The sequence below is a fragment of the Streptosporangium longisporum genome, from assembly GCF_039534895.1.
Taxonomy (GTDB): Bacteria; Actinomycetota; Actinomycetes; order Streptosporangiales; family Streptosporangiaceae; genus Streptosporangium; species Streptosporangium longisporum.
In genome coordinates, this window is the sequence record NZ_BAAAWD010000012.1 from 195,423 (window position 1) to 206,901 (window position 11,479).

Sequence of the window (11,479 nt, forward strand, 5' to 3'; positions counted from 1 at the left end):
CGGGTGGGGAAGTCGCCCGGTCCTCGCGGGGCGCCGGGGGCGGACGGCCGGTCAGCGGCCCGACAGGCGGCGGTGCCAGGCGACCGCCGAGGTGTCGGTGAGCGAGGCGATCTGGTCGATGACCACGCGCAGGCGCCCTGCGTTGCCGGACGCCCGGACGAACGCGGGCCTGAGCGCGGGCTCCAGGGTGCCGGGGGCGCCCAGCATGATCTGGTGGGCCAGGTCGTGGATCAGCTCGCGCTGCCGCGCCTGGTTCGCGTTGTGCTCGTCCCTGGTCATCACGTAGTGGGCGGTGACGCCCTTGAGCAGCGCGCACTCCAGCCGGGTGGTCCTGGGCACGATCAGGTCGGCGCCGTGGCGCCCGGCGGCCGCGTCGTACGCCTCGCGGGTGGCGAACTCGGCCGACCTGCAGAAGTGACCGATGAGCGAGCTGGTGAGCCTCTTGATCGCGGCCAGGTCGGCGAGCGAGCGGTCGAAGTGGCGGGGCCAGAGCGACTGGGCGGTCAGGCGGACGAAGACGTCCTCCAGCTCCCCGGGCTCGGCGTCGGGGGCGTACCAGTCGCGGGTGGTGACGCAGACCTCACGGCGCTCCACCGGGTCGCGCAGCGCCTCCAGCACCACGTCGCCGGAGTGCAGGGCGTCCTCCAGGTCGTGCACCGAGTAGGCGATGTCGTCGGCCCAGTCCATGATCTGGGCCTCGAAGCTGACCCGGCCCTCCGGCGCCCCCTGCCTGATCCACTCGAAGACCGGCATGTCGTCGTCGTAGACGCAGTACTTGGCTCCCCGCTCGCGGGTCCACGGGTACTTCACCGCGGCGTCCAGGCAGGCCCGGGTCAGGTTGAGCCCGGCACTGCGGCCGTCCTCGGTGACGACCTTGGCCTCCAGCCGGGTCAGCAGGCGCAGGCTCTGCGCGTTGCCCTCGAAGCCGCCGCAGCCGCTCGCCAGCTCGTTGAGCGCCGTCTCCCCGTTGTGGCCGAACGGCGGGTGACCCAGGTCGTGGGCCAGGCAGGCGGTCTCCATCAGGTCGGGGTCGCGGCCGAGCGCCTCGCCCATCTCCCGGCCGACCTGCGCGCACTCCAGCGAGTGGGTCAGGCGGGTACGGGGGATGTGCTGGCCGCCACCGAAGGTCTCCCCCGGGCCGACGACCTGCGTCTTGGCCGCGAGCCGCCGTAGCCCGGCGCTGTGCAGCACCCGCGCCCGGTCGCGCTGGAACGGGCCTCTTCCCGGGTTGCCGGGCGGTTCCGGCACCCACCTGGCCTGATCGTGTTCGTCATAACCGTGCATACGTGCAGTGATTTTATCCGCGAAAGGCCGCCCTCATGCCGAACGGCGGGAAAACACCTGGTTACCAGGGGTACGGGCACCACGAGCGCCCCCGGGACCGGCCCTCGTCCCCGCCCGGCCCGGGGAACGACCGGACCGGGCGAGGGACGACCGGACCGGGCGAGGGACGACCAGGCCGGGCGAGGGACGAGGACGGGGACGGGGCCTCGGGCGGTCCGCCGGGTCAGCGGGTGTCGGACCCGGCGCAGGCCAGGGTGGCGCGGGCGGCCTCCAGCCGGGCGACCGGGATGCGGAACGGCGAGCAGGACACGTAGTCCAGGCCGGCCCGGTGGCAGAAGTGGATCGAGTCGGGGTCGCCGCCGTGCTCGCCGCAGATGCCCAGCTTGAGGTCGGGACGGGTGCTCCGGCCCTGCTCCACCGCGATCTCGACGAGCCTGCCGACACCGTCGGCGTCCAGCGTCTCGAACGGGGACACGCCGAAGACGCCCAGCTCCAGGTACTTCGCGAAGAACGCGGCCTCGACGTCGTCCCGGGAGAAGCCCCAGGTCATCTGGGTCAGGTCGTTGGTGCCGAAGGAGAAGAACTCGGCGGCCTCGGCGATCTGGGCGGCGGTCAGCGCGGCGCGCGGCACCTCGATCATCGTGCCGATCAGCGCCTCGACGCCGGCCTCGGCGAGGATCGCCCGCGCCTCGTCCCGGACGTGCTCCAGCTCCTGCACCGCGGCCACCAGCGGGATCATGATCTCGGGACGGCTGCCCGGCACGGCCTTGGCCGCCTCGGCGATCGCCCGGACCTGCATGGCGAACACGCCGGGGATGATCAGGCCGAGCCGCACCCCGCGCAGGCCCAGCATGGGGTTCTCCTCGTGCAGGCGCTTGAGGGCGACCAGCAGCCTGCGGTCCTTCTCCGGCGCCTCGTCCCCGGCGAGGGCGATCTTCACCGACAGCTCGGTGAAGTCGGGCAGGAACTCGTGCAGCGGCGGGTCGATCAGGCGGACGGTGACAGGCAGTCCCTCCATCGCGCGGAAGATGGCGGTGAAGTCCTCCTTCTGCAGCGGCTCCAGCGCGGCCAGCGCCCGGTCCCGCTCCTCGTCGGTGCCGGCCAGCACCAGGTCCTCGACCAGGCTGCGGCGCTTCCCGAGGAACATGTGCTCGGTGCGGCACAGGCCGATGCCCTGGGCGCCGAACCTGCGGGCCCTGGCCGAGTCCTCGGCCGTGTCCGCGTTGGCGCGCACGTCCATCCTGCGCACCTCGTCGGCGTGGGTCATGAGCCGGTGCACCGCGCGGACCAGTTCGTCGTCCCGGTCGCCCGAGCCCTCGAAGTACTCCACGACCGGGGAGGGGACCACGGGCACCTCGCCGAGGTACACGGCCCCGCTGGTGCCGTCGATGGAGATGACGTCCCCCTCGGAGACCACCACGCCGCCGGGGGCGGTGAACGTGCGGTCGGCGGCCGAGACCTCCAGCGCCTCGGCGCCGCAGACGCAGGTCCTGCCCATGCCGCGGGCGACCACGGCGGCGTGCGAGGTCTTGCCGCCCCGGCTGGTCAGCACCCCCTGGGCGGCGATCATCCCGGCCAGGTCGTCGGGGTTGGTCTCGCGGCGTACCAGGATGACGGCCTCGCCCTGCGCGGCGAGCTCGACGGCGCGGTCGGTGGAGAAGACGGCCTTGCCCACGGCCGCGCCCGGTGAGGCGTTCATCCCCCTGGCGATGACCGTGCTGCCGGTGTCCTCGGCGAAGCGGGGGAACATCAGCTGGGCGAGCTGGTCGCCGGTGACCCTGGTCACCGCCTCGTCGAGGTCGATGACGCCCTGGTCGACGAGCTGCACGGCGATGCGGAACGCGGCGCCCGGGGTGCGCTTGCCCACGCGGGTCTGCAGCATCCACAGCTTTCCGCGCTCGACCGTGAACTCGATGTCGCACAGGTCGCGGTAGTGCTCCTCCAGGGTGCGCATGGTGTGCATGAGCTCGTCGTAGACGGGCCGGTCGATGGTCCGGAGCTCCTGCAGCGGCAGGGTGTTGCGGATGCCCGCGACCACGTCCTCGCCCTGGGCGTTCTGCAGGTAGTCGCCGTACACGCCCTGCTGGCCGGTTCCGGGGTCGCGGGTGAAGGCGACCCCGGTGCCGGAGTCCATGCCGCAGTTGCCGAACACCATCGAGCAGACGCTGACCGCGGTGCCCAGGTCGGCCGGGATGCGCTCCTGGCGGCGGTACAGCACGGCGCGCGGCGCGTTCCAGGAGGAGAACACCGCCTCCACCGCCATGCGCATCTGCAGGTACGGGTCGGCCGGGAAGTCCTCGCCGGTGTGCGCGCGGACGATCTCCTTGTACGTCGCGACCAGGGCCCGCAGGTCGGCCGCCTCCAGCTCCAGGTCGTCGCGGCCGTCCTTGAGCCGCTCCAGGGCGTCGTCGAACAGCTCGCCCTCGATGCCCTGGACGGTCTTGCCGAACATCTGGATGAGGCGCCGGTAGGAGTCCCAGGCGAAGCGCTCGTTGCCGCCGGCCTGCTTGGCCAGCCCGTGGACCGAGTCGTCGTTCAGCCCGATGTTGAGGACCGTCTCCATCATGCCGGGCATCGAGAACGCGGCCCCGGAGCGCACGCTCACCAGCAGCGGATCGTCGGCCTGGCCGAGCCCGCGGCCCATCGCGGCCTCCAGCGCGGACAGGTGGCCGGCGATCTCCTCCTCCAGCCCCTCGGGCAGGACGCCGTCGGCCAGGAAGCTCCGGCACGCCTCGGTCGTGATGGTGAAGCCGGGGGGCACCGGCAGCCCGAGATTGGTCATCTCGGCGAGGTTCGCCCCCTTGCCGCCGAGCAGGTCTCTGAGATCTCTGTTTCCCTCGGTGAAGTCGTAAACGTACTTGGGCACGGTCGCTCCTTCTACGGCTTCCTACGGCTTCAAAAAACGACGTCTGGTCCCGCCTCTCTCCGGACTCTACAGACGAATCGGCCAATGAAACGGCACCCACCGCCAGGAACGACATCACCGCAGCTCAGAACATGTTCACCGGTCTAATCCAATGCAAATTAAGATCGAACGAACGGCAACTCCGGCCGTCGCAAGAATTGGTTTACACCAATTGGTATAAACCAATTCCACCGGCATTCACGCCCGTTCACGACGGCCCTGGCGAGTGATCGGGGCCGCGTCCGCGAGCGGGTTGAGGCCGGGCACCTCCCCCTCGGCGGGCCCGTCCCCGGCCGGCAGCCAGAGCACGAACACGCTCCCCTGGCCCGGCCGCGAGAACAGGCGGACGTGGCCGCCGTGGGACTCCACGATCTGGCGGACGATCGCCAGGCCCAGGCCGCTGTGCCGGTCCCGGCGGCCGGTCCCGCCACCGGTCTCCCCCGTCTCAGCGCCGCTCTTGCCGCGCCAGAAGCGGTCGAACACCCGCGCGTGGTCGTCCTCGGACACCCCCGGCCCGGCGTCGCGCACCGCCACCCAGATCCAGCCGTCACTGCGGCCCGCCGCCACGACCACCTCGCTGCCGGCGGGGGCGAGCCGTACGGCGTTGGAGAGCAGGTTGCCCACGGCCCGGCGCAGGGCGTCGTGGTCCCCCCACCCCGCGCAGCCCGGAGGGCAGCGCCTTGCGGATCGTCAGCCCCCGCCCGGCCGCGAGCGTGGTGAACTCCTCGGCCGCCTCGGCGGCCAGCGTCCCCACGTCCACCTCGGCGTCGGCCAGCGCGGGCGCGGAGCGGCGGGCGGTCGCCAGCAGGTCCTCGACCAGGCGCGTCATGCGGGTGGTGGCCCGGTCCACGATGGCCACCGCGCGCATCCGCTCCTCCTCGGTGCTGTCGGGGGAGGCCAGCACGGCGTCGACGTTGGCCCGGATGATGGCCAGCGGGCTGCGCAGCTCGTGGGAGGCGTCGTCGATCAGCTGCCGCTGCGCCAGGAACGCGCCCTCCAGGCGGCCGAGCATGGTGTCGACGGTGTCGGCGAGGTCGCGGAGCTCGTCCTTGGGGCCGGTGAGCAGGATCCGCCGCGACAGGTCGGTGCCCTGGATCTCGGCGGCGGCCCTGGTGATCGAGCGGACCGGGCGCAGCACCCGGCCCGAGAGCACCCAGCCGATGCCGAAGCTCGCCACGAACAGTCCGCCCAGGGTCAGGAGCGAGTAGTCGCGCATGGTCCTCAGGGTCAGCAGGTTGACCGCGTTCTCGACCTCGGCGAGCTCGACGACCGGGGCCTTGCCGATGTAGCGCTCGGTGTCGACGCTGTAGAGCTTGGCCTGCTGCACGGTGTAGGGGCGCTCCTCGGCGCTCCTGGCCACCGCGACGTACAGCAGGCCGACGACCAGCCCGGAGAGCAGGAACAGCAGGCTGGAGTAGAGCACGGTCAGCCGGAAGCGGATCGTGTGCACGAAGGAGAACCTCACGCGTCCTCCCGTGGTCGACGGCGGCCCGCGCGCACGGGGAGGGACCTCACGTGTCCTCTCATCGCGTGCGCGGCGAGGGGTCCGACGTGTCGTCCTCCCATCGCGTGCGCGGCGGGGGGCCTCACGTGTCCTCCCTGAGCCGGTAGCCCTTGCTGACCACGGTCTCGATCACGGCGTCGGTGCCGAGCTTGCGCCGCAGGTTGCCCACCGTCACCCGCACGGTGTTGGTGAACGGGTCGGTGTGCTCGTCCCAGACGTGCTCCAGCAGCTCCTCGGCGGAGACGACGTGCCCGGGACGGGTCATCAGGTAGTGCAGGACCCCGAACTCCTTGGGGGTCAGCCCCAGCTCCCTCCCGTTCGAATGGCTCTCCACCCGGGAGGTGTCCAGCCGTAGCGAGCCCACCTGCAGGATCGCCGTCCCGCCGCCCTGCTCCCTGCGGAGCAGGGCGCGGACGCGGGCCAGGAGCTCGGGGAAGGCGAACGGCTTGACCAGGTAGTCGTCGGCGCCCTCGTCCAGCCCCCTGACCCGGTCGTCCAGCCGGTCGCGCGCGGTCACCATGATGATCCGCACGGCCTGGCCCTGGTCGGTCCCGCGCAGGGCCCGGCACACCTCGAAGCCGTCCCCGCCGGGCAGGTTGAGGTCCAGAAGGACCAGGTCGTAGGAGTTGACCTGGAGCTTCTCGCGCGCCTGGGCCACGTCGTAGGCGACGTCCACCGCGTATCCGGCCCGGACGAGCCCCACGCGCAGGGCATCGACCAGGTCTTCCTCATCTTCGACAACGAGCAGTCGCATGGTACGAACCTAGGTCGTGGGCGGCCGGAAACGCGGATGCCACCGCCGTCCCGTCTTCCCGTTCACTCCCGCTCACCCCCGTCATTCTCGGACGCCGCCGTCCCGTGTCCGCGTTCACTCCGCTCACCCCCGGATGATCCGTTCGGCGACGGGCACCGCCCGGTCGATGGGGATGGCGAAGCCGATGCCGATCGAACCGGTCCCCCGCCGCGAGAGCGTCGCGATCGCGGTGTTGATCCCGATCACCTCGCCGCGGGCGTTGACCAGCGGCCCGCCGGAGTTGCCGGGGTTGATGGAGGCGTCGGTCTGCAACGCGGTCTGCCCGCGCCCGCCCAGCCTCACCTGGCGGTCGAGGGCACTGACGATGCCGCCGGTGACCGTGCCCGCCAGGCCCAGCGGGGAGCCGACGGCCAGCACCTGGTCCCCCACCGCGAGGTCCGCGGACCTGCCCAGCACCGCGGCGGTCAGCCCGCGGGCGTCGTCCACCCTGAGCACCGCGAGGTCGTACGCCTCGTCGGTGCCCACGACGACGGCGGGCAATCGGCGCCCGTCGTCGAGCACGACGGTGACGCCGGCACCCGCGGCGCTCCCGGCCAGGACGTGTGCGTTGGTGAGCAGGTGCCCGGAGCCGTCGATCACGAAGCCTGACCCGGCGCCCCGGCCCGACTCGACCGACACGACGCTCGGCAGCACCCTGGCGGCGGTACCGCTGAGGCCACCCGCCGAGCCGGGCGAGCCGGACGAGCCGGACGGGGCCGGCGGGGCCGCTGCGGCGCGGGGCAGGGCCGCGGGAGCCGCCTCGTCCCCGACGGCCAGCCGGCCGCCCGCGACGCCCGCCGCGCCTCCGGTGAGCGCGGCGACGAGCACCGCGGCGGCCAGGAGACGCCCGCTCCCCTTCCGTACCGGGACGGCCGGGGCGGCGGTCGCGCCGGCCGCCCGCGACGGCGCCTCCGGGGAGGTGGGCGGCGGGGGGCCCGGGGCGAAACCGGGGCCCCGGGGCCGTCCGAGCCCGGGGGGCCGGTCGTGCGGCATCACCATGATCGACTCCTCACAGGATCCTCGAGAACCAGAACAGGGACGTCCCGGCGGCCACCACCGCGCCGAGCAGCGCGATCCCGACGAACCACGGCCAGACCTCCTGCCGCTCGGTCCGGTACCCCACCGAGCTGCCGATGTCGTCGTACACCGCCCGCAGCTCGTCACCGGAGGCCGCCTCGTAGAAGCCCCCGCCGGTGCTGCGGGCAAGCTCCCGCAGGGCCGGGCCGTCCACCGGCACCGGGGTCTCCCGGTTGCCCATCCGGATCGTGCCGTCGGGCGTGCCGTACGCGATGGTGGACACCGGCACGCGCCGGGAGGTCGCCTCCCGGGCCGCCTGCTCCGGCGGCCTGCCCATGGTGCTCGACCCGTCGGACATCAGCACGATGTGGGCGGGCGGCCGTTCCCTGCTCCGCAGGGCGTCGATCGCGTCCAGGGACGAGAACACCGCCTCGCCGACGGCCGTGCCGGAGTCCGTGGTGAGCCGGTCGATCGCCGACAGCACCGCCGCCCTGTCGGTGGTGGGCGGCACGCTCACCGAGGCCGAGGAGGAGAACGTGACCAGGCCGAGGTTGAAGCGGGCGGGCAGGTCCCCGACGAACCACCGCGCGGCCTCGCGCGCCGCCGTGAACCGGTCGGGCGCCACGTCGGTGGCCTGCATCGACGCGGAGACGTCGAAGGCCACGATGATCGTCGCCTCCTCCTTGGGGACCCGCGTCTCGGCCGTCGGCCGCGCGAACCCGACGACGAGGAGCACCAGCATTCCCATGAAGGCCGTGGCGGGCACGTGCCTGCGCCACCCCGGCGTCCTGGGCGCCAGCTTGTCCAGCAGGTCCAGGTTGGTGAACCGCAGGGCGTACCGGCTGCGCCGCCGGTACATGACCACGTACAGGACCGCGATCATCAGGGCGGGGACCAGCAGCCACAGCCAGACGGGGGAAAGGAACGTCACGCGACACCACCTCTCACGGCTCTCGTCCGCGCCAGGCGGCGCTGGACCATGACGTGGCGGACCAGATCGCGGACCCAGTCGCGATCGGTACCCAGGCGCAGGTGGGCGGCCCCGGCCCTGCGCAGGGCGTCCGCGATGGCCGCCCGCTGACCGGCGGCGGCCTCGGCGTAGCGCTCGCGCAGGCGGGGACCGGCCGTGGAGATCTCCCGGCGACGGCCCGTCTCCGGGTCGACGAGCGTGAGCACCCCCACGTCGGGCAGGGTCAGCTCCCGGGGATCGACGACCTCCACCGCCAGGAGCTGGTGACGGACCGCGAGATGACGCAGCGACCTCTCCCAGCTCTCCGGGGGGTCGAGGAAGTCGGAGACGACGACCACGAGCCCGCGCCGCCGCGTCACGCGGCGCAGGTCGTCGGCGGCCGGGCCGAGGCGCGGCGCCGGGGTGCCCGGCTCGGTACGCGGCAGCGAGAACATCGTGCCGAGCAGCGCCATCAGGTGCGCGCGCCCGCTCCTGGCGGGGAAGCGCCGGACCTCGCCGCCGTGCAGGATGTGCGTGCCGACGCGGTTGCCCGTCCGCTCGGTGAGGAAACCGACCGCCGCGACGGCGGCGAGCGCGAGCTCCCTCTTCTCCATCAGCGCGGTGCCGAAGTCCATGCTGGCGCTGGCGTCGAGCAGCACCCAGGTCTCCAGCTCCCGGTCGGCGATCATGTCCCGCACGTGCGGCTCCGCCGTGCGGGCGGTGACGTTCCAGTCCATCCGCCGTACATCGTCGCCGGGCGCGTACTGCCTGGCCTCGGCGAGCTCGCCGCCGGGGCCCGGGGTCAGCCCGAGGTGGTCGCCCTGGAGCAGCCCGTCGAGACGCCTGACGACCGTCAGCTCCAGCCTGCGCAGCACCCGTTCGGACGGCAGGTGCCGCATCAGGCCGCCTCGGTCTGCCCGGGGGCGACCCTGGGCACCGGGATCGCCGCGACCACCCGGTCCACGATCTCCCGCGGGGGGACGTCGTCGGCCAGCGCGTCGAAGGACGGCACCAGCCGGTGCGCGATCACGTCGCGGGCCAGGTCCGCGACGTCCCCGGGCAGGACGTAGTCGCGCCCGCGCACCAGCGCCAGCGCGCGGGCCGCGGCCACCAGCCCCAGCGTCGCCCGGGGACTGGCGCCGTAGGTCAGCAGCGGCGCGACGTCGGCCAGCCCGAACCGCGCGGGCTCACGGGTCGCGTACACCAGCCGGACCGCGTACTCGGCGACGGCGTGGTGGACGAAGACGTCGTCCACGGCGGCCTGCAGCGCGAGCAGCCGCCGCGGGTCGAGCACCCCGCGCGGGACGGGCCGGTCGGTGCTCATCCGGTACAGGATGGCGAGCTCCTCCGACTCGCTCGGGTACCCCACCTCGATCTTCATCAGGAAGCGGTCCCGCTGGGCCTCGGGCAGGTGGTAGACGCCCTCGGACTCGATCGGGTTCTGGGTCGCCAGGACCAGGAACGGCGCGGGCACCGGATGGGTACGCCCGCCGATGCTCACCTGGCGTTCGGCCATCACCTCCAGCAGCGCCGACTGGACCTTGGCCGGGGCCCGGTTGATCTCGTCGGCGAGCACGAAGTTGGCCATCACCGGGCCGAGCTCGATGTCGAACCCCTCGGTGGACGGCCGGTAGATGCGGGTGCCGACGATGTCGGCGGGCACCAGGTCGGGGGTGAACTGGATGCGGGCGAACGTGCCGCCCACGACACCCGCGAGCGTCTCGGCCGCCAGCGTCTTGGCGATGCCGGGCACCCCCTCCAGCAGGCAGTGCCCCCGGGCCAGGACCGCGACGAGCAGGCGCTCGACCATCCGGTCCTGGCCGACGATCACACGCTTGACCTCGAACAGCGCCCGCCCGAGCACGGCGCTCTCCGGCACCCTGCCGGTGTCGTCACCCGTGCCGGGCGGCACCTGGCGTACGTCCCCGGTCACCTGGCGTACGTCCCCGGTCACGGGGCGGTCGCGGAGGTCGGGGCGGGGCAGTCGTCGACGAGCAGCCGCAGCTCGACCGCGTCGGGACGCGGGTCGGCGTGAGCGGCGCTGCCGGTGAGCAGGAAGACGGCCCCCGCCGAGGGCCAGGACCCCCCGGCACGGCCTTCCACGGTGATACGCGGGTCATCGTTCTCCCCCTTCGTTGAACGAACGATCCCCCTGATGTCATCAAAAGGCCCCGAAAACCGCTGTAAGGCGGGTTTTTATGTTGTCTTTCGCTCCGGTCGATCATCGAAGGGATGCCGGGGCGGACGGGGAAGGGGACGAGGGCAGGGGCGGGCCGGGAAAGCACGACGGCCGGCGACCCTGTGCGGGGTCGCCGGCCGTCACCGGGCGGACGTGGCCCCGATCACCGGGGCCGGAAACCGTCTCAGTCGTTGAGTGTGCTGGGCGCAGGTAGGACTCGACCTGGTCGAGGGCCACGCGCTTCTGGGCCATCGAGTCGCGCTCGCGGATGGTCACCGCCTGGTCGTCGAGGGCTGTCGAAGTCGACACGGTGATGCAGAACGGCGTGCCGATCTCGTCCTGGCGCCCGGTAACGGCGGCCGATCGCGCCGCGTCGTCGAAGTCGACGTTCCCCGGCGCGGGAGCTGGGCCCGCCAGGTCCTTGGCCTTGGCGACAGGTCCGCGTTGCGCGAGAGCGGGAGCACCCGCGACTTGACCGGCGCGAGGCGGTGGTCGAGGCGCATGACCGTGCGCTTCTCCATGACGCCCTTGGCGTGGGCGCCTCGTCCTCGGTGTAGGCGTCGATCAGGAAGGTGAGCGTGGCGCGGTCGACACCGGCGGCCGGCTCGATCACGTACGGGACGTAGCGCTCGCCCGCTGTCCTGCTCGAAGAAGCTGAGGTCGGTGCCGAGGCCTTGCCGTGCGCGGTTCAGGTCGAAAGTCCGTGCGGTTGGCGATGCCCTCCAGCTCACACCCCACTCGGTGCCGGTGAAGTTGAAGCGGTACTCGATGTCGACGGTCGCTTTGGAGTAGTGCGAGAGCTTGTCCTTTGGGGTGCTCGTACAGCCGCAGGTGTCCTGGGTGATGCC

At 72.7% G+C, this 11,479-nt stretch carries 10 protein-coding genes and 1 pseudogene; all 11 read right to left on the reverse strand.

Annotated elements, in window-relative coordinates; translation table 11 throughout:
• Nucleotides 1-51: 51 nt before the first annotated feature.
• Entirely contained in the window at nucleotides 52-1,284 is a 1,233-nt protein-coding gene (locus ABD832_RS22100) for a deoxyguanosinetriphosphate triphosphohydrolase (protein WP_344898438.1), read from the reverse strand.
• Nucleotides 1,285-1,507: 223 nt separating this feature from the next.
• The gene (ppdK, locus tag ABD832_RS22105) at nucleotides 1,508-4,150 is read right to left on the reverse strand and encodes a pyruvate, phosphate dikinase (protein ID WP_344898440.1); all 2,643 of its coding nucleotides are present in this window, start codon (nucleotides 4,148-4,150) and stop codon (nucleotides 1,508-1,510) included.
• A gap of 237 nt (nucleotides 4,151-4,387) precedes the next feature.
• On the reverse strand, nucleotides 4,388-4,813 hold the full coding sequence (locus ABD832_RS22110; RefSeq protein ID WP_344898442.1) for a sensor histidine kinase: 426 nt from the start codon (nucleotides 4,811-4,813) through the stop codon (nucleotides 4,388-4,390).
• The gene (locus ABD832_RS22115; RefSeq protein ID WP_344898444.1) at nucleotides 4,737-5,654 is read right to left on the reverse strand and encodes a histidine kinase dimerization/phospho-acceptor domain-containing protein; all 918 of its coding nucleotides are present in this window, start codon (nucleotides 5,652-5,654) and stop codon (nucleotides 4,737-4,739) included. The genes ABD832_RS22110 and ABD832_RS22115 overlap by 77 nt, the downstream gene beginning before the upstream one ends.
• 121 nt (nucleotides 5,655-5,775) lie before the next feature.
• Nucleotides 5,776-6,447: a response regulator transcription factor gene (locus ABD832_RS22120; protein WP_344898446.1), complete on the reverse strand. Its 672-nt coding sequence runs from the start codon at nucleotides 6,445-6,447 to the stop codon at nucleotides 5,776-5,778.
• Between the two features lie 123 nt (nucleotides 6,448-6,570).
• Nucleotides 6,571-7,485 (reverse strand): S1C family serine protease, encoded by a 915-nt coding sequence (locus tag ABD832_RS22125; protein ID WP_344898448.1) that lies wholly within the window; start codon nucleotides 7,483-7,485, stop codon nucleotides 6,571-6,573.
• Nucleotides 7,486-7,495: 10 nt separating this feature from the next.
• On the reverse strand, nucleotides 7,496-8,434 hold the full coding sequence (locus ABD832_RS22130) for a VWA domain-containing protein (protein WP_344898450.1): 939 nt from the start codon (nucleotides 8,432-8,434) through the stop codon (nucleotides 7,496-7,498).
• Entirely contained in the window at nucleotides 8,431-9,351 is a 921-nt protein-coding gene (locus ABD832_RS22135) for a DUF58 domain-containing protein (RefSeq protein WP_344898453.1), read from the reverse strand. The genes ABD832_RS22130 and ABD832_RS22135 overlap by 4 nt, the downstream gene beginning before the upstream one ends.
• Complete coding sequence (locus ABD832_RS22140) at nucleotides 9,351-10,406, reverse strand: AAA family ATPase (RefSeq protein WP_413224486.1); 1,056 nt, start codon at nucleotides 10,404-10,406, stop codon at nucleotides 9,351-9,353. The genes ABD832_RS22135 and ABD832_RS22140 overlap by 1 nt, the downstream gene beginning before the upstream one ends.
• Entirely contained in the window at nucleotides 10,403-10,555 is a 153-nt protein-coding gene (locus ABD832_RS22145; protein WP_344898455.1) for a hypothetical protein, read from the reverse strand. The genes ABD832_RS22140 and ABD832_RS22145 overlap by 4 nt, the downstream gene beginning before the upstream one ends.
• Nucleotides 10,556-10,838: 283 nt before the next feature.
• Nucleotides 10,839-11,479, reverse strand: a pseudogene (locus ABD832_RS22150) (His/Gly/Thr/Pro-type tRNA ligase C-terminal domain-containing protein); the annotation flags it as partial.

What these genes read in the sequence shown, in the direction of transcription:
- ABD832_RS22100 (WP_344898438.1), bottom strand. Translation starts at nt 1,284, where the DNA reads ATGCACGGTTATGACGAACACGATCAGGCCAGGTGGGTGCCGGAACCG.
- ABD832_RS22120 (WP_344898446.1), bottom strand. Translation starts at nt 6,447, where the DNA reads ATGCGACTGCTCGTTGTCGAAGATGAGGAAGACCTGGTCGATGCCCTG.
- ABD832_RS22125 (WP_344898448.1), bottom strand. Translation starts at nt 7,485, where the DNA reads ATGGTGATGCCGCACGACCGGCCCCCCGGGCTCGGACGGCCCCGGGGC.
- ABD832_RS22135 (WP_344898453.1), bottom strand. Translation starts at nt 9,351, where the DNA reads ATGCGGCACCTGCCGTCCGAACGGGTGCTGCGCAGGCTGGAGCTGACG.